Below are 20921 nucleotides of genomic sequence, written 5' to 3'. Positions count from 1 at the left end.
TATCTTACACAAAGTACTCCTTTAAAAAATAATTACTAGGGGAAGGGGAATCTAATTTTATTCTCCTAAAGCAGTTATTTAAATCTTTTATAAAGTCCTCTACGGATTCAGAACTCTATGGATAAGTTATTTGATATTTAGCTTCCTACAGAAGTATATGTCGGTTTAATTTTCATGAAAATCTCGCAATGTAAAGTATGTCTGATAGTTTACACTAAGCAAATATCACTTGCACAAAGACGTAAAGAACACAGAAAGAAACTCTCTGTATTCTTTGCACCTCTGGGATTATTTTTATCTTGGGCGTCCCAATGTAGTGATATATAAAACAGCTTCATCAGCAGGGATACCCAAAACTTCATTTACTCGATCGTCAAAGAATCCACCGATACCACTGACGCCTACATTCAGGTGCATTGCGGCTAAATTCAGGCGCTGTCCCAAATGTCCGGCATCCATATGTAAATAACGGTAAACGCGATCGCCATATTGTGCGATCGCAGCTTTCAGATCGGCTGTATGAAACAACACCGCTGCTGCATCCCGCCCTAATTCTTGTCCTAAACAGAGAAAATGCAACTCTCGCCGAAAGTTTTTAAACCGAATTTGGCGTAATTCTTGCACTTTGGGTGCGTAATAGTAACAACCCGCCTCTAATCCTTTAACTCCACAAACAGCAATGAATGTTTCTATTAAATTTAGATCGAAGTAGTCTGGAGAAATATCTAAACTTTGGTCGATGTAATTTTTGGGTTGGTAAGTGAAATCGAGTAAATTTTTCAATTCATCGAAGCTTAAATCATCACCATTGTAGGCACGGGTAGAGCGTCGCTTGTACATAGTGATTTCCAGTTCTGACAGCTTTTCTCCCCAGTCTATAGGTGCAGTGCTGGTGGGAATTTTTAAACAGAAAGGAAAATTGTATTTATCCTCCAAAGATTTTTCTTGTTTAATAGTTGGTAGATTGAGATTGCCAGTTATACCTGGTTGGATTTGGGTGTGTCGATGGAAATATGTCAGCAGTTCGCCATCGGGGATTTGGGGATAGCTGGTTTCGGTGGCGGAAGGTAAAGCAGTACATCCCAGTGGCAAATTTTGATTCACATCTAATAAGTCTGCCAGAGGTAAGACAGCGATCGCACCTTCTTGTTCCGGATCGATATAAAGCATATCGTTGACTGATTCATCCACAAAACCGCCGATTAAATGAGGGCGATAGTCAGTAATCGCCCCAGCTAACTCGATATTACCCAACAGGTGTCCCGCATCTAGAAAAACCCGGCGGTAAGCCCGATCTTCATAGCGCCACGCAGAACGATAGAATACCGCAGTGACAATAATTGCTAGTTGGGTATTTTCTAAAGAAGGATGCCAGAAACAAGCTGCTTGCAGAGTTTGCCAAACATCACTTTCCCAATAATGCATCAGGGAATGAGTTCGACACTGGTAATTATACAAACCAGGTGGCAATAACGACGTACCACGGGAAACCACATAGACTTCGGCAGGGTATAATCCGCCTGCACTGGGAGCAGCCCGTAAATACACCGCACTACCCATAGAAGGCATTTTCGCCGTCAATCCATAGCTGCGAAACAGCAGCCTTGAAAGTCTTTGCCACCATTGAGCATCTGGGTTATTAGCAAATGTCTCGGCTTTTTCTTGGATATAGGGTTTGAGATCGAAAGTAGAGCCAATTTTGTACTCTTTAAAGGGGACTGGCTGTTTAGCCCAGTCTAACCGCTGATTTTTGGAGGCGAGAGTATCAGGGTTGTATTTAGTCCGTTCGTGATAATGCTGGGCAATTGATTGGTGTATTTCTGGCATAGTAGTTTCAATATCCTTGGGGCATCCTTTTTTTTGATCTTGGCATTCATTAGCCTAATTATTTCGTGTCAATTGGTACAATCCTCAGACTCACAAAGTGGTATTTGGTAACAACTGAGTTGGGAATGGGGTATTGGGTATTGGGTATCTGGTAAAAAAAAATGTAGAGACATAGCAGGGCCACGTCTCTACAAGGGTTTTGGATAATGCATATTTAATTTCACTAGATGTCTAATTTTTTTCACAATCGCCGAATCGCAATTTCCAACCCTTCACATACACCGCTCAGAAAATCTAAATCCAAACTAGCGATCGCATCACTAACTTTGTGATAATGGGGATTTCGCAAGAATGACGTATCTGTCACCATCATTGCCGGATAACCCAAATCCCAAAAAGGTGCATGATCGCTAAGTCTGGTTTGGGGAATTATTAAACCTCGATTTGGTACGGGTAGCCATTGACTAGATACACCAGCTTTGCGAATATTACGGCTCATGTTTATTAAGTCAGGCAATGTCCGCAAATTGCCAATTAAAGCAATAAAATCTCCTCTATCTGGGTAGAAGCGTTCCAGAGGAGGAGGGTAACTTTGGGAGCCGGGTGTAGAATCCTTATAGCCCAGCATTTCTAGGGAAATCATTAAGCGTAGCTGTTGCTTTTGTTGATGCAACAGAGCTGCATAATCAGCACTACCCAATAAGCCGTATTCTTCCATATCGAAAGCAACCAGCCTTAAGGGATATCTTACAGGTTCGGCAGCAAACTTTCTCGCTAATTCCAGCAACACCGCTACACCTGTGGCATTATCATCAGCTCCTGGTGTTCCCGGAACGGCATCATAATGAGCGCCAATTAAAATAGGTGGCAAATCCTTTTTTTGCCCTCTAGTTTGGGAGGGTAAATTTAATATCAAGTTCTCACAAGCTTTACCTCTGACTTCAAAGGTGTGGATTTCCACACTCCCCCATTGGGAAAATTCCTGGCGGATGTATTCTTGGACAAAAAAATGCCCAGCCGTTGCCATGTAAGGATCGCGTTCTCGCGCTATCTCACTCAGGGAAGTTTGTAATCGCTCTGTTAAATTCAAATCTTTAAAATAGTGGCAATATTAGAGTTTTCAACGAAGAGGCAGGAGGCAGGGGGCAGGAGGCAGGGGGCAGGGGGAAATGACCCCTTGCTTGTCGTGGAATGAAGGGGAGAACATGGGTTTGATCCCCCACTTCTCCACCAGTGGTTCTCGTACCCTACGGGAAGCTAGCGCAACAGGTAGGGCGATCGTTGAGCTTTGCCGAAGTATCGAATCCTAATTTTGTTCTATCCCCCCTGCTCCCTGCGCCCTGCCCCCTTGCCTCTTTTTAAGTGCATTTAGCAACTTGCAGATACTGGAAACAGAAGTAGGCGGATATCAAGAATTGAGGCTGCTTGGGCACACCTACCATCTCAATGCTATCCTAGTCTTGCAACTATCTCCTCTAGCTGCACTTCTTAGCTTACTGCCTTAATGATGACTATTATACCATTGAGGTGTTTTCATCCTGCGGCACAAAACTAGAGGTAGTTCCGCCCAATCATAATAAATATATAAGAAACTTTAGGAGAAGAGTAACGCATGGGCAAGGTAGTCGGCATCGACTTGGGTACAACCAACTCAGTAGTCGCCGTTATGGAGGGTGGCAAGCCGGTGGTGATTGCCAATGCAGAAGGAATGCGAACAACACCCTCCGTAGTTGGCTTCAGCAAAGAAGGTGAAAGGGTGGTTGGGCAAATGGCACGGCGACAAACCGTCCTCAATCCCCAAAATACCTTTTTTGCAGTGAAACGTTTCATTGGGCGGAAGTATGGCGAACTTAACCCAGATTCCAAGCGTGTACCCTACACTATCCGCAAAGACGAAGTAGGTAATATTAAAATTGCCTGCCCCCGTCTTAATAAAGATTTTGCCCCAGAAGAAATTTCGGCAATGGTGCTGAAGAAATTGGCAGACGATGCTAGCCGTTACTTGGGCGAACCAGTTACAGGGGCAGTGATTACAGTACCCGCCTATTTTAACGATTCTCAACGGCAGGCAACCCGCGATGCTGGCAGAATTGCTGGTTTAGAGGTGCTGCGGATTCTCAATGAACCGACTGCTGCATCTTTGGCTTATGGATTGGATCGGGGTGACACGGAAACTATTTTAGTATTTGACTTGGGTGGTGGCACTTTTGACGTGTCAATTTTAGAAGTAGGCGATGGAATATTTGAAGTCAAAGCTACCAGTGGAGATACGCAACTTGGTGGTAATGACTTTGACAAAATAATCGTAGATTGGTTAGCAGAGAAATTTCTGGAAACAGAAGAGGTAGACTTAAGACGCGATCGCCAAGCTTTGCAACGTCTGATGGAAGCGGCAGAAAAAGCCAAAATTGAACTTTCTGCTGTCAGCGTCACCGATATTAACTTACCCTTCATCACTGCCACTGAAGACGGCCCCAAACATCTGGAAACTCGTTTAACTCGTTCCGAGTTTGAAGGCTTGTGTGGTGATTTGGTAGGGCGATTGCGGACACCAGTCAAACGGGCCCTCAAAGATGCCGGACTCTCACCAAGAGACATTGAAGAAGTTGTGTTAGTTGGCGGTTCTACACGGATGCCAATGGTGAAGCAGCTTGTGCGGGACTTGATTGGCACAGAACCCAACGAAAACGTCAACCCCGATGAAGTAGTGGGAGTGGGTGCAGCAATTCAAGCAGGAATTCTCGCCGGCGAACTCAAAGATGTGCTGCTTTTGGATGTCACGCCGTTATCTTTGGGATTGGAAACTATTGGCGGCGTGATGAAAAAACTTATTCCCCGCAACACCACCATCCCAGTTCGCCGTTCTGACATTTTTTCCACGTCTGAAAATAACCAAAATACTGTGGAAATTCACGTGGTGCAGGGCGAACGGGAAATGGCAGCAAACAACAAGTCTTTAGGACGCTTCAAGCTGTATGGCATCCCGCCAGCACCGCGAGGAATTCCCCAAGTTCAGGTGTCATTTGATATTGATGCTAACGGGATTTTACAAGTAACAGCCCTAGATAGAACCACTGGGCGAGAACAGAGTATCACCGTTCAAGGTGCTTCAACCTTGAACGAGTCGGAAGTGAATCGGATGATTCAAGATGCTCAAAAATACGCCGATGTCGATCGCGAACGTAAAGAAAGGGTAGAAAAGCGGACTCGTTCTGAGGCGTTAATTTTCCAAGCAGAACGACAACTTAGAGAAGTAGCGTTGGAATTTGGTATGCAGTTTGCCCGCAGCCGCCGCCAAAGAATTGATAATATTTGCCGAGAGCTACGAGAGAGTCTTAAAGAAAATAGCGATCGCGGCATCGATCAAGCCTACGCCGACTTGCAAGATGCTCTCTATGAGCTAAATCGGGAAGTCCGCGAGTCTTATGCTGAAGATGAAGACGACGACTTGTTTGGTACAATCCGTGACATCTTTACTGGTGATAAAGATAAAGAACGCGAATTTCCCAGAGATACATATCGGGAACGCGACTCCTATGGTAAGGACTATGGCAGAGATTACGGTAAAGACTATGGCAGAGACTATAACCGAGATAATCGTTCTTCTCCCTATGACAACCGTCCTCCACGCAAATCCCGCCCCAGCTACCAAGATAACTGGGATGATGAAGAAGACAATGATTGGTTGTAAGTAAAAGGCAACAGGTAAAAGTAGCTGAGGAAGCTGATTTGACTGGTTGACATTTTAGGTTTAATTCTGTCTACCTAATTAGTACTTCGTCATAAGAGTTAAGAGTAGAAGTGAAAAATTAAAAATTAAATCTTTCACCTTCTAACTCCTAACTCCTAATTAATCTAAAATCTAAAATTTAAATAACTGAACTATGCAAAATTTGCCGAATTTTCGCGATTACTACGAGATTTTGGGAGTATCTAAAGACGCCTCTGGTGAGGAAATTAAAAAGGTTTATCGGCGATTAGCAAGGCAATATCACCCCGATCTCAATCCGGGTAACAAAGAATCTGAGGAGAAATTTAAGGATATCGGCGAGGCTTATGAAGTTCTTTCAGATCCAGCCAAGCGATCGCAGTACGACCAGTTTAGCCGCTACTGGAAGCAAAAAGGCTTTGCGGGCAACAAACAGACGCCAAAGGCTAAAAGTTGGCAGAATACTGCTAGCGATCGCAACGGCAGTCAGGACGTAGATCCAAGCCAATTCTCTGATTTTGAAAGCTTTATTAATCAAGTTATCGGCGTTAAAAATAAGAGTGCGGCAAATAACTCCAATAATGGCAATAATAGCGATCCGTTTCGTTCGCCCAGAACAAAAGTTGCTTACACCGTTAACACTCCACCTCGCACAACCCGTCGGGATATAGAAGCCAGATTAACGCTCCCACTAGAAAAAGCTTATCAAGGTGGCAATGAACGGATTCGTTTGGAAGATGGGCGATCGCTAGAAGTTAATATGCCCCCAGGTATGGTAACAGGTCAAACCATCCGTTTGCGGAACCAAGGCGTTGGTGGTGGCGACCTATACTTAAAAATTACCGTTGAGCCTCATCCATTATTTAAGGTAGATGGTTTAAATATAGTCTGCCAAGTACCAGTTACTCCTAGTGAAGCAGTTTTAGGAGGACAGGTAGAAGCACCAACTTTGGACGGCCCAGTGAAAATGACGATTCCCCCAGGAGTTAGGTCTGGCCAAAAATTTCGACTAGGGAATAAAGGCTACCCCAGCGATGACGGTAAGCGTGGCGATCAATTAGTAGAAATTCAAATAGTTACACCGAAAAATATTAGTCAAGAAGAACGGGAAGTGTACGAAAAGTTACGGCAAATTGAAACCTTTAAACCCCGTGCTGATTTAATACGTTAGGGATTAAATATCAATCGTAATAAAGCTATTGACCAGAACATGCACCGCATCTAATTAAATGCTTTATTAAGATATCTTATTATCAGATGCTAGACCTGCTGTGTCTTCTCAACTTCATAAAGGATTTAAAATATAAAAAATATCTTTGAGCAAAGTGACTCAAACAGATGTGAATCAAAACGGGGCAATGCCACAAAGCAGCGAACCAACTTATTACTCCCTGCTAGGACTGCATCCCTGGGCATCGGTAATTGACATTCGTCGTGCTTATCGGCAACTGAGCAAACGCTATCATCCTGATACTACAGACTTGCCGACTGCGATCGCCACTCCCAAATTTCAGCAAATCAACGAAGCCTACGCCACCCTTAGCCATCCAGAACGTCGCTTAAGCTACGATTTAAAAATTGGCTATTCCCGCTTTGGAGTGATTCAACCACCCCCTGATTTGAATCGTCCCGTCTCGCGTACTCATGACTGGTCAAAATCAGCTTACCTCGATGCGAGCGATCGCCCCCTCTCATCGGGCGAAATCTTTGCTTTATTTATGCTGGTGTTAACATTTGTAGGTTGTCTATTATTAGCAATTGCCATCGGTTTAACTCGTGGCGAGGCTGCGATCCATTCGCAGATGCTACAGCCAACTCCATCTGTACAACAGCAGATTATCCATGTATCGCAACCAATTACCCCTATGGTAATTAAAAATTAAAAAATTTCCTAATCCAAAATCTAAAATTCCTATGTCTCTTCTTCCCTCTGATACTCCCCTATATAATCATCCCCTGCCACAAATTGAACAGTGGCTAAAAGACCAAGGCTGTAAACAAGACGACACCCAGAGGCATTGCTGGCATGTGCAGCGGCCTAGTTGGCAAGCTGAATTATGGCTCGATGTTGAGCAAATCGTAGTGCGATATGTCCAATCTGGGGAAAATGGGCAAGATATCCAACGGTCATTCAAATATTCTCTCAGTCGGGATGATGTAGAACAAGCGGTGTTTTCTGGGCCATAACAAAGGGCTAAGTACAATTACTGTAAATTTAGACCAAAGTCGATAGCGATCGCTCCCAACACTATCGCCTTATGGCTGCTGAATGCGATCGCAAGTGAATTAAAGCGAACTATTTTAGACTTTCCCAAACCGCCGCTCCCGTTGCTGGTAAGCACACAAGGCGCGGTGAAACTCAGCCCGGTCAAAATCGGGCCAGAGAGCATCGGTGATGTAAATTTCTCCATAAGCCATTTGCCAGAGCAGAAAATTTGAGAGGCGCATTTCTCCACTGGTGCGAATTAATAAATCTGGGTCAGTAATTCCAGCTGTGTACAAGTGGCTCTCAAACACATGTTCATTAATTTCATCGGGTTGTAGCACCCCTTGCTGGACTTGTTTTGCGATCGCCTGGCAAGCTTGTAAAATTTCTTGCCGTCCGCCATAATTAGTTGCTACTGAAAACCGGATACCACGATTATCCTTCGTTTCTTCCATTGAACGGGATATTTCTTGTTGGAGCGATCGCGGCAGGTCTTGCAAATTTCCTACAAACCTAATTTGAACATTCTCTTCGATCATTTCCCGCAGTTCTTGACGCAAAACTCTTTGAAACAGAGTCATCAAAAAATCCACTTCTTCCTGCGGTCTTTTCCAGTTCTCTGTCGAGAAAGCATAAGCTGTCAGCGCCTGAATTCCCCAATCTTGACAACAGCGCAGTAAATCCTTGAGAGCATCTACTCCTCGCTTATGACCCATAATTCGGGGTAGACCCTGACGTTTAGCCCATCGACCATTGCCATCCATAATCACCGCAACGTGCTGGGGCAATAGTTCTCGTTTTAAATCAGTAGGCAAATCTTGCAGTTTAGTTTGTTGTGCTGTCATTTTTTATCTCGAGAAGCGGTCGATGGTAATCTGAGTAAACGTGAAACCAGTGCTAGTGTCTTCCCACTTATCCGACGAACAAAACTCAACAGACCAGGAGCAACAGCTTCCCTATCCACAGTTGGGGATAAAAGAGCCTCTAATGACTCTTTCAGCTTCCTATTCGTCAGCGGTCTATTTAGGGTTCCCCGTTCCGCTAAGGAAATAGAACCCGTTTCTTCAGACACAACAACACAAATGCAATTTTCGACCCGCTCAGTAATTCCCATTGCCGCCCGGTGGCGTGTTCCCAACTGGCGCGAGGCTGTGCGTCCCGAAAGTGGTAAAATTATACCTGATGACACAATCCGTGAGCCACGAATCAGTGTCGCTCCATCGTGTAACAAAGTTTTCGGCTGAAAAATTGTCTGGATTAGTTCTTTAGAAACCTCCGCATTTAGCTTTACTCCTGGCACAGAAAAATCTCGCTCATCAATTGGCCCTGTGGTTTCCACAATTAGTAAAGCTCCAATGCGGTTTTTTGACAATTCTTTAACAGCCTCAACAATTTCATCAATTACACTATCAGATTTGGGCATTGCCAGCCGATCTGGTTGAAACAACTGGCGGAATTCGCCACGCCCCAATTGCTCCAAAAACCGTCGAAACTCTGACTGTAGAGCAACTGCCATCGCCACAGCACAACCAATCACCAACTTTTCCAGTACAAAACTTAGCAGAGGAAGCCCTAATCTGCCACTTAGTGCTGAGGCTAGCATTAAGATAATGAATCCCCGCACCATCCACAGTGTTCGGCGCTCACTAATAATAACCAGTATCATGTAAGTCAGCGCTAGCACTAACACAATATCCAGAGTCCCAAGTAGCAAGGACTGTGACCATCCTAGGTTTGTCAGCCATTGCTTCCACCAATCTCTCATGACATCTGGATTACACTTTTGCCTCTAATTACATTTAGTCATTAGTCATTAGTCATTAGTCATTAGTTCCTGGCTAATGACCAATGACCAAGGACAAATGACTATTTCTTTAGCCTTTCTGGTAGGCTATCTTGTCGAATTAAGTCTTGATAAGTTTCACGTTGCAAAATTAAATTTGCTTCGCCATTCGCCACAACAACTGCTGCCGGTCGGGGCAAGCGGTTGTAGTTAGATGCCATACTGTAATTGTACGCACCAGTTCCCATAACTACGAGAATATCTCCTGGTTCAGTCTTTGGGAGTACTGCATTCTTAATCAGAATATCTCCTGATTCACAATGTTTACCAGCAATTGTGACTGTTTGGGTTAAAGGTGAAGACATTTTGTTGGCAACTACTGCCCGATAAACTGATTGGTAAGTAATCGGGCGGGGATTATCGGACATTCCCCCATCAATCGCTACGTAGGTACGAATTTCTGGGATAACTTTGGATGATCCAATAGTATAGGCAGTGACGCAAGCTGTGGCAATTAGCGATCGCCCTGGTTCGCTAAGTAATTTCGGCAAGGGCAGATTTTCGGCTGCACAAGCTGCTTGGATTACTTCACAAATCGCCTTCACCCACTCTTCAATACTAGGGGGATCGTCTGATTCTGTGTATTTAATCCCTAAACCGCCACCAACATTTAACTCTGTAATATTTAAACCATACTTCCCGGCATCCCGCAGCCACTGCACCATGACAGCGGCCAAATCTTGATGCGGTTGGCGCTCAAAAATTTGGGAACCAATATGAGCGTGTACTCCTACGCAATTCAGGGCAGGTTGTTGACTGACAAAGGTAAAAACTTCATCTAAATCATTGGGATCAAAGCCGAATTTGCTATCTAAGTGTCCCGTGCGAATATATTCGTGGGTATGACACTCAATACCGGGGGTAAGCCGTAGCATAATGCGGATTGCTTGACCGGGTTGGGCAATTTCCACAAGGGTACGCAACTCATACCAGTTATCCGCCACAACGGTAACACCAGACTCGATCGCTAAAATTAATTCTTCACGAGATTTATTATTTCCGTGAAGGTAAATTTTATCGGGACTAACACCCGCTTGCAAGGCGGTGTAAAGTTCGCCCCCAGAAACTACATCGATTCCCAAACCTTCAGAGGCTACGATCGCACAAACAGCTAAACAATTCCAAGCTTTTGAGGCATACAATACTTGAGATTCGCCCTTGTAGTATTGCTTGAAAGCATCTCGGTATTGCTGACAAGCCGAACGTAGGGTTTCTTCATCTAAAATATATAAAGGTGAACCAAACTGCTCAACTAGGGTTGTGACATCACACCCACCAATTTCCAGGAGGTCATGACTATGAACTCTGGCAGTCAAGGGTAAAAGTTCTTGATTAGGCGATGGATTTGTGTTCGTGTCGCGACTTTGAGGTAAATATTGACTTCCAGAATGTTGAACCCCTGTGGGGTGAGTCGATACCATAACTATAAAAGTTTTCCTTGTTCAAATTACGGGCTTTGAGTTCGTCTCCCGATTCCCAGTTTACAAAGGGTTTGTAACGTTATTCAATAAATGTGATTTCATTAGACTTAGAAATTAAATTACTGACTCCAGAGCATCTAAGTGCATTGTTGGAACTGGATCGAGCCTGTTTTGGCGGTCTGTGGACAATGGAGGGCTACCAACGAGAGTTGGACAGTCCCAACAGCGATTTACTGGGTTTATTTTCCCCTGTCTCTAATTCGAGACTGCTGGGAATGGGTTGCTTTTGGTCAATTTTAGAGGAAGCCCACATTACAATTTTGGCAGTTCATCCCGAATATCACCGTCAAGGTTTGGGACAAGCTTTATTATATTCACTCATCAAGACAGCTTGCGCTCGCAAAATGGAGCGGGCTACCCTCGAAGTGCGAGCTTCCAACTTGGGAGCCATCTCTTTATATGAAAAATTTGGCTTCAAAACCGCTGGGCGGCGTCGGCGTTACTACCAAGATAACGATGAGGACGCCCTAATCCTTTGGCTCCCAGATTTACAACACCCCAAATTTCAAGCAACTTTAGACCAGTGGTATTCTACCATCAGCGATCGCCTGCATAAATCCTCTTGGCACTTGCTTTTTAAGTAGTTGGGCATTATTAAATTAAAATTAGGAACTTCCAACAAATAAATTTTCCCATCTTGTGGGGTGGATCGAGATGTCCACCCCACAATCAGTAGTTGAGTATTTTTTTATTTATTCAGTCCCTGATTGGGGCTTGCGATCGGCCTCAGCAAAAAAATGCGGCTTTGCTGCGCTAATTTTTATTTAAATATTTTATCTAAAAAACATACTTCATGAGTAAATGTTATATAAAATATTTTTGCTTGATATTAAGAAATATACATGTTAAATATAAATGTTTGGGATTGAGTCAAGAAACCCTTAATCTAAGCAGTCAGCTATTTGTAATAAATCCCAAAAACGCTGGTGAACTAAAGCTCCTCAGTACACTAGCAAGATAAGAGTAGTCAATAGTTAACAATTAGCCCATCAACTAAAGTCATAGCTTCAGGATGTCTATAATCTGTTATACAGGCATCCAAAAGCTTTGCCTGTGCTAAAATCAGCATACCGGCACGACCGCAGATGATGGGATAAAGCCATGTTTGAGCGCTTCACTGAAAAAGCCATTAAGGTAATCATGCTGGCCCAAGAAGAGGCCCGCCGTTTAGGTCACAACTTTGTCGGAACCGAGCAGATCCTCTTGGGTCTGATTGGCGAAGGCACTGGGGTGGCTGCAAAGGTGCTGAAATCAATGGGCGTCAATCTCAAAGATGCCCGAATTGAAGTTGAAAAAATTATAGGACGGGGATCGGGCTTCGTTGCCGTGGAAATTCCGTTTACGCCACGGGCGAAGCGAGTTTTAGAACTCTCCTTGGAGGAAGCACGCCAACTGGGGCATAACTACATTGGCACCGAGCATCTGCTGTTGGGCCTAATCCGCGAAGGGGAAGGCGTCGCAGCCAGGGTGCTAGAAAACCTCGGTGTGGATCTATCTAAGGTAAGAACCCAAGTCATCCGGATGTTGGGAGAAACTGCCGAAGTTTCACCAGGCGGTTCATCCGGGCGCACAAAAACCCCGACTCTGGATGAATTTGGCTCCAACCTCACCCAGATGGCAATAGATAATAAGCTCGATCCAGTGGTGGGACGCGCTAAGGAAATTGAGCGAGTGATCCAGATATTGGGTCGCCGAACCAAAAATAACCCAGTGCTGATTGGGGAACCAGGAGTTGGCAAAACAGCGATCGCTGAAGGTTTAGCTTCACGCATTGCCACCAAAGATGTCCCTGACATCCTCGAAGATAAACGCGTCGTCACCTTGGATATTGGTTTGCTCGTAGCAGGAACCAAGTACCGGGGTGAATTTGAAGAACGCTTGAAAAAAATCATGGATGAAATCCGCTCGGCGGGTAATGTCATTCTCGTGATTGATGAGGTACACACCTTAATTGGTGCGGGTGCAGCCGAAGGTGCGATTGACGCAGCGAATATCCTCAAGCCAGCTTTGGCTAGAGGTGAGTTGCAGTGTATCGGTGCTACAACCCTAGATGAATACCGGAAGCACATCGAGCGAGATGCAGCACTAGAGCGGCGTTTCCAGCCAGTGATGGTTGGCGAACCTACAGTTGATGAAACAATTGAAATTTTATATGGTTTGCGCGAACGCTACGAGCAACACCACAAACTGAAAATCTCCGACGAAGCATTGGTAGCGGCGGCGAAATTGTCAGACCGTTACATTAGCGATCGCTTCCTCCCAGATAAAGCCATCGACTTAGTTGATGAAGCTGGTTCTAGAGTGCGCTTGATTAACTCCCAACTGCCACCCGCAGCCAAAGAGTTAGACAAAGAACTGCGTCAGATATTAAAAGAAAAAGATGACGCAGTGCGCTCTCAAGACTTTGACAAAGCTGGGGAATTGCGCGATCGCGAAATGGAAATCAAAGCCGAAATCCGGGCGATCGCTCAAAGCAAGACCAATGCAACTGGCACAGAAGGTGAAGAACCTGTAGTTACAGAAGAAGACATTGCCCATATTGTCGCTTCCTGGACTGGGGTACCGGTGAACAAACTCACCGAATCTGAATCTGAAAAGCTGCTGCACATGGAAGACACCTTGCACCAGCGTTTAATTGGTCAAGACGAAGCTGTGAAGGCAGTTTCACGGGCAATTCGCCGCGCTCGTGTCGGTTTGAAGAATCCCAATCGACCCATTGCTAGCTTTGTCTTCTCTGGGCCTACTGGTGTAGGTAAAACCGAGTTGGCGAAATCCTTAGCTGCTTACTTCTTCGGTTCCGAAGAAGCGATGATCCGCTTAGATATGTCCGAATACATGGAGCGTCACACCGTCAGCAAGCTGATTGGTTCCCCTCCAGGTTATGTTGGCTATAACGAAGGTGGTCAGCTGACTGAAGCCGTGCGGCGGCGTCCTTACACGGTGGTGTTGTTCGACGAAATCGAAAAAGCACACCCCGATGTCTTCAACATGCTGCTGCAAATTTTGGAAGACGGTCGGTTAACTGATGCAAAAGGTCGCACGGTAGACTTCAAGAACACCTTGCTGATTTTAACTTCCAATATTGGTTCTAAGGTAATTGAAAAAGGCGGTAGCGGTATCGGCTTTGAATTCTCCGAAGATGCCAGCGAGTCAACTTACAACCGGATTCGCTCTTTGGTGAACGAAGAACTCAAGCAGTACTTCCGTCCAGAGTTCCTCAACCGACTCGATGAAATTATCGTCTTCCGTCAGTTGAACAAGCCGGAAGTGACCCAAATCGCCGAAATTATGCTCAAGGAAGTATTTGGTCGTCTGACCGAAAAGGGTATCACCCTAGAAGTCACAGACCGCTTCAAGGATCGTTTGATTCAAGAAGGTTACAGTCCCAGCTACGGCGCAAGGCCATTACGTCGGGCAATTATGCGCCTGTTAGAAGATAGCCTAGCAGAAGAAATTCTGTCTGGTCGCATTAAGGATGGCGATACAGCCCTTGTTGATGTGGATGAAAATGGCATTGTGCAAGTTAGTTCTCAACAGCGTCGGGAATTGTTACCCCAAGGTGTTGAGTAAGATTTAGAGTTTGGGATTTAAATCTCAAATAAAAAATTAGAAAACGGTAGAGTATTTATTACTCTACCGTTTTTGTGTGGAGTGTAGAATTGAGGATTACATTTCATTTCACTCTTTTTGGTACCTATTTTCTTACTATGCTGTTTTAATAGTTATTTAATTTTAATTCGATGGAGGGTTGTTTAAATTTTGACATATTTCAGCTATAAAAATTTTCAAATTTTGAGTAACTAGATCGTAGTCACTACTTTTATAAAAATCTTTCAGGGAACTTAGATCAGCTTTGACTGGTACTTTATCTATAGTTTCTTGCAATTCTAAATTATTTTTTCCTATTTGTTTATTTGGATATTTTTGACTGAACTTTACTTGAAGTTCGTTACCATTCCAAATTTGGTTATTAAGATTTGTCACTAAATTCTGTGCAACCTCTAGACTGTCTAGTGTGACATAGGCAAATTTATTCCTTGTGCCCTCCTTAATCTTTACCTTCTTAATGTTTACCCTCATACATTTATCAATCTTTTCACATTTTTGTTTAATATCTTCCTCGGTACATTCAGGTAAATTTGCGATAATAATATCATGAGATATTTTTGGTTGAAGTGTTAGTTTATTATATGTAATTTCTCTGATTTTTTGGACTACTTGCTCCTCATCATCTAGATTTTCTATTTCAAGATTAACCCATTTACCCTTTTCACTATTATTTAATTTTATTTCTTTTACTGTAATACCATTCTTATTAAATATTTCACTTAAATCATTTTCTAGTAAATTATCTTCTTTATCTGCAATTGCCCAACTTGCTAAAAATATATTAATTGCCATTGCCTTTGCTCTATAAAATAGATAAAAAATTAAAAGTAAATTCAGCAGTAATTTTAATTTTACTAATATAGGCATTAACTATGAATTATTAATCCGAGATACGATATTCTCGTATATAGCATCTCTATGACTAGCAATATTCCTTAATCTCATAATTTTCCTAATAATTTCTTTCATAGGAGGTTTATTATATCCTATTGAGTCTAAACAAAACTCTAGTTTTGCCAAATTTGTACCTTCGTAATTTTTTTGATTTTTATTTATAATTAACTTAATTTCACCAAAATTTCCTCTTTCTATAGTAATATCACCTCTTTCTTCTTGAGCTTTTATAAACACATCAATCATCAATTCAATTTGAAAATTGGCATATCTACAAAACTCTAAAAAATCATCATCAATCCTAGCTCTGACCATCATTCTATAGTCAAATTCAAGTTGTTTTCTCAGCCATTCATTCTTCTTAAGATAATCCAAAGCAAAATATGGAATTATTGACATATATTGCTGAACTCGCTTATATGATTCATAATCATTAACTTTGATATAATTTTCTAAATCGTTAAGTTTCTCTTTGAGATTTTCAATTTCTTTAAACAAATCTCCTTCCATCATAAAAGCACTTTTCCTTAATTGCTTAGTTATGTCTGGCTAAAGCTAACCAGATTTTTATATTGCTTTATATATTTTCTATATATTGGGTCATCTTTTCCTTTAACCATAGAAATAAACTCTATCTTGCCTCGAAGTACTTGCTGAAAAGTTGGTTTGTCTTTTGTAGGTAATCTACTTTTAGCTTCATATTTGGTTAAATACTCTTCTTCAGCAGCTTCTAGTCCGAATTTAGACCAAGCATGTAGCATAGCGCGAATATGACGCACATAATTGCGGTCAACATTAGGAAACTGATTTGTTGTTAATCCTGTTACTGCTTGATGATTACCTCTGCTTTGCAGTCTGATTTTCTGCTCATTTACCTCAAATCCGTTCTCATTAATAATTGATAGTAATTTATTACCAATCAAAATTTTATCTACATCTTCTTCAGCAACTTTATATGCTAATTCTTCAGGGAACTTAGGTAAAGTTGTTGAGAAAGTAATATCATCTGCATACCTTGTATAAGTTGCTTTGTACTCTTTAGCTAAACGTTGCAATTGACTATCCATCTTGGCACAAATCATATTAGTCACGATGGGTGAACTTGGCGCACCTTGAGGTAACTGATTGTTATGACAACAAATCTGTGCTAAAACAGTTGCTACATCTGGATGTAAACCATAGGGTGTAGCCATAAACATACCCCGGACTCGACCAAAATTAATCGACGGAAAAAAATCAGTTAAATCAAGATTTAGAACATAGCGTTTTTTAGTATGAGCTTGAGCATTAGTTACAATATTTTTCCCCATCACAAACCCATGCACTGATGGTTTTATCTCATAGACTGTTTGTAATACTTGATTAAGTTTTGTCTGAATAATTTTAAGTGCAGTTATCGGAGTTGATATCTGACGAATACCACCAGACTTTTTAGGAATCTCAAAAGTTTTATAACGTTTGTCAGTTTCAACAAGATATATATGATAAACAAGCCGAGGATAGGAAACCTCTAAAAGGTCAGCTATATCCATTGGCTGTTTGAGAGAGTAAAATTTATCTCGTAAAGATTCGGGGCTATCTGTAAGAAGTAACTGAGAGTTTTTTTTCACTTTCTCCCTTGAGTTATCCGTAATCAACTATCCTTTGAGTGATGTAACCACCATATTTAGATTTAGCATTCACATAGATATCATGCTAATTTCTACGATTGTAAATAAAAAATATCACTTGCGGGTGTATTCTCGCCTATTCGGATAAGGAGCAAGCAGCAATTTAGAAGGCTAAAAAGCTCGTAAAGCTGACCGTGAAATACACCGTCGCAGGATCAACAACGGAAATCAATACCTATTCCCGCAAGTGATCGAAGTGGTTTGTCTAAGGAATCATTGCTTACAACTGATTCAGACTTATCTTTAGGTAATCTTACAGGCAAATTGTCTTAAAGTATTGCGTGAAAATGACTAAATTAGTGGTATATCGGGCTGAATAATAATAAAAATCCAACAAATCCCATTGGTAGCGTTGGATTTTGTCCCTCAGACCAATTTATGTAAACTTTTGTTTTTATCGTAATTATGGAATTTAGCTGTTTTCAGTGTAAATACTAGAAGTACAAAAAACTTAACCCTTAATCATGAGTGGAATTAATCGTCGTGTCACAAGCGCCGACAGGATATAGCTGTATTGAGCGTTAAAAGACTAGAGTAATAACATTGAAGTAGGTGGGTGGAACGGGCGATCGCAGATAATTATGTATTAGATATAGAATTAATATAAATCAAGAATTAAGGAGTAAGAGCGTGCAAGCCATACTTTTAAGCCGCGAAGAAGTTGCACGACGTGCGAAAGAATTATACGAAAATAGCATTCGTCAACAAGTAGAGCTAGAAGAAAACATCGGTAAAATGGTGATTATCGATATAGAAACAGGTGAATATGCAATTGATAAAACAGGCTTAGAATCGGCACGATATTTACGTAATAAACACCCATTTGCTCGACTTTTTGGTATTCGCATTGGTTATAAAGTCGCTGTTTCCTTCAGTGGTGAGATGGAGCGCGATTATCGGTGATTTCTGGTATTGTCAAGAACGGACGCGCAACCGTTAGTATCATATTTCGACTGCCCAATCAACCAGACTTTACCATTGAATTTGTTATCGATACAGGTTTTACAGAGTTTCTTTCTCTCCCTCCAGTAGCAGTTAGTCTATTGGGTTTTCCTTTTGTGTATGATATGTATGCAAATTTAGCTGACAATAGTAATGTAATCTTGCCAGTACATCAAGCTAACATTATTTGGAATGGAGAAGAACGGGAAGTGAATGTACTTGCTACAGGACGGCTACCTCTATTAGGAACTGCTTTACTTGATGAGCATGAACTTGTCATACAGTTTATCGAGGGCGGTTTAGTAACAATTGATGAATTGTAGTTGCTTTCTCGATATCTTAATTTTCTATCAACAGCATGGTGAATAGGTCAATCGCTACTCGTCAATTAGCCACCCACGCTCTATACCGTTTTCAATTCCGCCAGTCCAGTCCATTTTCAGATGCTTTCGCACTTTATGGAATAGGTGTTGAACGACAACTGGATTAATTGAATTTTTAACATATTTTTCTTCATATCTAAATTCTCGATCAGTGTTTTTTTGCTGACGTAGTACGTAAATTTGGTCAACCTTGTACTTCCGAAGATTGACATCACTTGTCAGCTTAATCCACTCCATAAGTACGACATATAAACTATTTGGATTTCTTGCCTTTAAGTCCTCTGCTGCTCGTGATGAACCTTCGAGCATAGTTTTATCGAGATATGTCTTACATTCAATTGCAACAACTGGAATATCGAAAATGTGCGTTTCGGTGTTTCCTGTAACTGTAACTTCAGAGTAATTTTCCGGTTCCTCTTTAAGAAGTGAAAGTATTTCACCAGGATTTTCATCTTTCTCCGGTGGGGTTGCTGCTTCAAATGATACTTGAATAGTGGCTCCAATTACAAAGTCATGATCTTTCTTTTCAATACGTGCATACGGTCGCTTCAGCATCTCAGAGTATTTTGGCGGCACAAAGAAAATATCTTTGAACGTATGTGATTTGCCGATGAGAGCATTTTCTCCAAAGTCTCTGACTAAATCTTTAAACAGATAATAGAGAAATTCCTCCAGCACGCTAGAGTGAAGGTTTGACCGAGAATCAAACTTCTCAGCATAGTGCTGCTGATCTAAAAAATCCTTATATTTTGATAGAAATTCTACCCTAGTAGCAATAATTGCGTCATCTTGAACGGTAGGTGTTAATGTCGGCCCAACTAATTCAAGATTAGCAGAACGCCAATTATCATACTCAGTTCTAATTTCAGTGAGATATTTTTTACTATTAACATCTCTGTATTTTGTACGGTGATTCTCCTTTTGTTCAAGATTAGAGCCGTGAACTAAAGGGTTCCTATCGCTTTTGGGCATAGCTCTAATTTCTCTTGAAGATGAAGTGCGATCGCTTTAGCAAGAATAGGTGGTACAGCATTACCTACCTGATTGTACTGGCAAAGAAACTTCTCATCAAATCTCTCTTCCCGATGTAATAATTTGTGAGATACAACAGTCTTCTTCCCTAGAAAACGATAAGTGTCAGGAAAAGATTGAAGACGTGCCCCTTCACGGGCTGTCAAATTGCGATGCTGGAAAGGATGAAGAAAATTAGCGTAAAACGAAGCTGCTATTGTATGTGATGGTTTATATGGATTTAAACGTCGGTTATTTTGGTCATAACTTATTTCAGATAACTCACCATTTCCACTACGGCGTCTAGCCCCATGTTCTTTTGGTGCGTCTGAACTTGATTCACCCCATTTAATATGTTTAAAGCGTTCTACAAGTCTCTGGGAATGATCCATTGCAACATGATTGTAAAGTGTTTTACTGCCATTTCTAATCCAGCTTTGATAGTTATTCAAAGGTTCTGAAATGTAAAGTTGTTCCTCTTCACCCTCACATGCATTCAGTGATGGTAAGTCTGATATAGCATCCCACAAGCTTATGGCAGGAAGTAAACCCATGCAGGCAAATATTGATAATTGAGAGCTATTAAGATGCAAGAAATCTAAGGAATGTGTTTTTGGAGGAATACCTAACTCTTTTCCTGTTTTATTTCCAACAATAAAAATTCGCTCCCTAATTTGTGGTACACCATATTCAGCAGCATTTAATGACCAGAGTTCTACAAAATATCCGAGATTTTCAAAAGTTTCTTTAATGATATCTGTTACTTTTCTACCTTCAATATTTTTGCGCGAAAGTAAACCTTTAACATTTTCCATTACAAAAGCTTTAGGTTCGAGAAAACATATCCACTCAGCAAAGTGAATGAATAGACTATTTCTAGGGTCTTTAGGATCTTTTTGTGCTGGCCCGGCAATACTAAAGCCTTGACATGGAGGGCCACCAATAACAACATCAGGTTTGAAGTGACAGATATCTTTAACGCTACTTGCAGTGTTTAAATTACGGATATCCTGTTGAATAACTGTCATATTCGGGCGGTTATAGCGCAGTGTATCACAAGCCCAGGTATCAATCTCAACGGATAAAGGAATAGAGAAACCTGCCATCTCAAAACCTAGACCAAAACCGCCAGCCCCAGCAAACAAATCAATAGTCATAGGTCGTGCTGTTAGCATAGACTCTTAATGTGGTTACTCATCTGGTTTACCTTCTAAACACTCTAAGATCATACGCTTGTATCGCTTTGTCAACCTACCACATAGTTGTTTTAGTCAAAGTATCCTGGCTAATAAGTAATTTTTAGTATTCTGGCATTTTGAGCGATCGCACCATATAAACGCCCTTTT

Annotated in this window: 18 protein-coding genes; 8 read left to right on the top strand and 10 right to left on the bottom strand. The window is 41.8% G+C overall.

Features of this window, described 5'->3' with window-relative positions; all coding sequences use genetic code 11:
* Window positions 1–294 precede the first annotated feature (294 nt).
* Both V7L01_RS27890 and V7L01_RS27885 read right to left on the bottom strand, forming a co-directional pair.
* Window positions 295–1827 carry a SagB/ThcOx family dehydrogenase gene (locus V7L01_RS27890; RefSeq protein ID WP_335040591.1) on the bottom strand — a complete coding sequence of 511 codons (1533 nt, stop codon included), beginning with the start codon at window positions 1825–1827 and terminating at the stop codon, window positions 295–297.
* Between the two features lie 241 nt (window positions 1828–2068).
* Window positions 2069–2917 (bottom strand): M28 family peptidase, encoded by an 849-nt coding sequence (locus V7L01_RS27885; RefSeq protein WP_335040588.1) that lies wholly within the window; start codon window positions 2915–2917, stop codon window positions 2069–2071.
* A gap of 522 nt (window positions 2918–3439) precedes the next feature.
* Here V7L01_RS27885 and dnaK point away from each other — a divergent pair.
* From dnaK to V7L01_RS27865, 4 genes are all read left to right on the top strand, one after another.
* Window positions 3440–5518, top strand: a complete 2079-nt coding sequence (gene dnaK, locus V7L01_RS27880; protein ID WP_335040586.1) for a molecular chaperone DnaK — start codon at window positions 3440–3442, stop codon at window positions 5516–5518.
* 193 nt (window positions 5519–5711) lie between these two features.
* Window positions 5712–6707, top strand: coding sequence for a J domain-containing protein (locus V7L01_RS27875; RefSeq protein ID WP_335040584.1), 996 nt, complete (start codon window positions 5712–5714; stop codon window positions 6705–6707).
* Between the two features lie 187 nt (window positions 6708–6894).
* A complete protein-coding gene (locus tag V7L01_RS27870) occupies window positions 6895–7419 on the top strand; it encodes a J domain-containing protein (protein WP_335040851.1) in 525 nt (174 codons plus the stop codon).
* 31 nt (window positions 7420–7450) lie between these two features.
* Window positions 7451–7723 (top strand): DUF3143 domain-containing protein, encoded by a 273-nt coding sequence (locus V7L01_RS27865; protein ID WP_335040582.1) that lies wholly within the window; start codon window positions 7451–7453, stop codon window positions 7721–7723.
* A 114-nt stretch (window positions 7724–7837) separates the two neighbouring features.
* On the opposite strand, the gene V7L01_RS27860 is transcribed toward V7L01_RS27865, so the two are convergent.
* The 3 genes from V7L01_RS27860 to lysA all read right to left on the bottom strand — a co-directional run bounded on the left by V7L01_RS27860 (window position 7838) and on the right by lysA (window position 11006).
* Window positions 7838–8587, bottom strand: coding sequence for an isoprenyl transferase (locus V7L01_RS27860; RefSeq protein WP_335040580.1), 750 nt, complete (start codon window positions 8585–8587; stop codon window positions 7838–7840).
* Window positions 8584–9507 (bottom strand): diadenylate cyclase CdaA, encoded by a 924-nt coding sequence (cdaA, locus tag V7L01_RS27855; RefSeq protein WP_335040578.1) that lies wholly within the window; start codon window positions 9505–9507, stop codon window positions 8584–8586. The genes V7L01_RS27860 and cdaA overlap by 4 nt, the downstream gene beginning before the upstream one ends.
* Window positions 9508–9608: 101 nt before the next feature.
* Window positions 9609–11006 carry a diaminopimelate decarboxylase gene (gene lysA, locus V7L01_RS27850; RefSeq protein WP_335040576.1) on the bottom strand — a complete coding sequence of 466 codons (1398 nt, stop codon included), beginning with the start codon at window positions 11004–11006 and terminating at the stop codon, window positions 9609–9611.
* A gap of 92 nt (window positions 11007–11098) precedes the next feature.
* Between lysA and rimI the strand changes: the two genes are divergently transcribed.
* Window positions 11099–11650: a ribosomal protein S18-alanine N-acetyltransferase gene (gene rimI / locus V7L01_RS27845; RefSeq protein ID WP_335040574.1), complete on the top strand. Its 552-nt coding sequence runs from the start codon at window positions 11099–11101 to the stop codon at window positions 11648–11650.
* A 517-nt stretch (window positions 11651–12167) separates the two neighbouring features.
* Window positions 12168–14636 carry an ATP-dependent Clp protease ATP-binding subunit gene (locus tag V7L01_RS27840; protein ID WP_069071487.1) on the top strand — a complete coding sequence of 823 codons (2469 nt, stop codon included), beginning with the start codon at window positions 12168–12170 and terminating at the stop codon, window positions 14634–14636.
* 162 nt (window positions 14637–14798) lie between these two features.
* Here V7L01_RS27840 and V7L01_RS27835 read toward each other — a convergent pair whose 3' ends face one another.
* From V7L01_RS27835 to V7L01_RS27825, 3 genes are all read right to left on the bottom strand, one after another.
* A complete protein-coding gene (locus tag V7L01_RS27835; protein WP_335040572.1) occupies window positions 14799–15467 on the bottom strand; it encodes an RNA recognition motif domain-containing protein in 669 nt (222 codons plus the stop codon).
* Window positions 15468–15545: 78 nt separating this feature from the next.
* Window positions 15546–16082, bottom strand: a complete 537-nt coding sequence (locus V7L01_RS27830) for a hypothetical protein (RefSeq protein WP_335040570.1) — start codon at window positions 16080–16082, stop codon at window positions 15546–15548.
* Window positions 16083–16108: 26 nt separating this feature from the next.
* On the bottom strand, window positions 16109–17179 hold the full coding sequence (locus tag V7L01_RS27825; protein ID WP_335040568.1) for a reverse transcriptase domain-containing protein: 1071 nt from the start codon (window positions 17177–17179) through the stop codon (window positions 16109–16111).
* Between the two features lie 690 nt (window positions 17180–17869).
* On the opposite strand from V7L01_RS27825, the gene V7L01_RS27820 reads away from it, so the two are divergent.
* The gene (locus V7L01_RS27820) at window positions 17870–18142 is read left to right on the top strand and encodes a hypothetical protein (RefSeq protein WP_335040566.1); all 273 of its coding nucleotides are present in this window, start codon (window positions 17870–17872) and stop codon (window positions 18140–18142) included.
* Window positions 18139–18504: a clan AA aspartic protease gene (locus V7L01_RS27815; RefSeq protein ID WP_335040564.1), complete on the top strand. Its 366-nt coding sequence runs from the start codon at window positions 18139–18141 to the stop codon at window positions 18502–18504. The genes V7L01_RS27820 and V7L01_RS27815 overlap by 4 nt, the downstream gene beginning before the upstream one ends.
* A gap of 54 nt (window positions 18505–18558) precedes the next feature.
* On the opposite strand, the gene V7L01_RS27810 is transcribed toward V7L01_RS27815, so the two are convergent.
* Window positions 18559–19536, bottom strand: a complete 978-nt coding sequence (locus V7L01_RS27810; RefSeq protein WP_335040562.1) for a Bpu10I family restriction endonuclease — start codon at window positions 19534–19536, stop codon at window positions 18559–18561.
* The gene (locus V7L01_RS27805) at window positions 19509–20732 is read right to left on the bottom strand and encodes a DNA cytosine methyltransferase (protein ID WP_335040560.1); all 1224 of its coding nucleotides are present in this window, start codon (window positions 20730–20732) and stop codon (window positions 19509–19511) included. Before V7L01_RS27805 ends, V7L01_RS27810 begins: the two co-directional genes overlap by 28 nt.
* Window positions 20733–20921 lie beyond the last annotated feature (189 nt).

Origin of the sequence: Nostoc sp., assembly GCF_036917095.1 — a bacterium.
GTDB lineage: Bacteria > Cyanobacteriota > Cyanobacteriia > Cyanobacteriales > Nostocaceae > Nostoc.
Note: the sequence above shows the minus strand (reverse complement) of the source record. Positions and strands in the feature narration are given on the sequence as shown.

What these genes read in the sequence shown, in the direction of transcription:
- V7L01_RS27890 (WP_335040591.1), bottom strand. Translation starts at nt 1,827, where the DNA reads ATGCCAGAAATACACCAATCAATTGCCCAGCATTATCACGAACGGACT.
- dnaK (WP_335040586.1), top strand. Translation starts at nt 3,440, where the DNA reads ATGGGCAAGGTAGTCGGCATCGACTTGGGTACAACCAACTCAGTAGTC.
- V7L01_RS27875 (WP_335040584.1), top strand. Translation starts at nt 5,712, where the DNA reads ATGCAAAATTTGCCGAATTTTCGCGATTACTACGAGATTTTGGGAGTA.
- V7L01_RS27870 (WP_335040851.1), top strand. Translation starts at nt 6,895, where the DNA reads ATGCCACAAAGCAGCGAACCAACTTATTACTCCCTGCTAGGACTGCAT.
- V7L01_RS27865 (WP_335040582.1), top strand. Translation starts at nt 7,451, where the DNA reads ATGTCTCTTCTTCCCTCTGATACTCCCCTATATAATCATCCCCTGCCA.
- V7L01_RS27860 (WP_335040580.1), bottom strand. Translation starts at nt 8,587, where the DNA reads ATGACAGCACAACAAACTAAACTGCAAGATTTGCCTACTGATTTAAAA.
- cdaA (WP_335040578.1), bottom strand. Translation starts at nt 9,507, where the DNA reads ATGAGAGATTGGTGGAAGCAATGGCTGACAAACCTAGGATGGTCACAG.
- lysA (WP_335040576.1), bottom strand. Translation starts at nt 11,006, where the DNA reads ATGGTATCGACTCACCCCACAGGGGTTCAACATTCTGGAAGTCAATAT.
- V7L01_RS27840 (WP_069071487.1), top strand. Translation starts at nt 12,168, where the DNA reads ATGTTTGAGCGCTTCACTGAAAAAGCCATTAAGGTAATCATGCTGGCC.
- V7L01_RS27835 (WP_335040572.1), bottom strand. Translation starts at nt 15,467, where the DNA reads ATGGCAATTAATATATTTTTAGCAAGTTGGGCAATTGCAGATAAAGAA.
- V7L01_RS27830 (WP_335040570.1), bottom strand. Translation starts at nt 16,082, where the DNA reads ATGATGGAAGGAGATTTGTTTAAAGAAATTGAAAATCTCAAAGAGAAA.
- V7L01_RS27810 (WP_335040562.1), bottom strand. Translation starts at nt 19,536, where the DNA reads ATGCCCAAAAGCGATAGGAACCCTTTAGTTCACGGCTCTAATCTTGAA.
- V7L01_RS27805 (WP_335040560.1), bottom strand. Translation starts at nt 20,732, where the DNA reads ATGACTATTGATTTGTTTGCTGGGGCTGGCGGTTTTGGTCTAGGTTTT.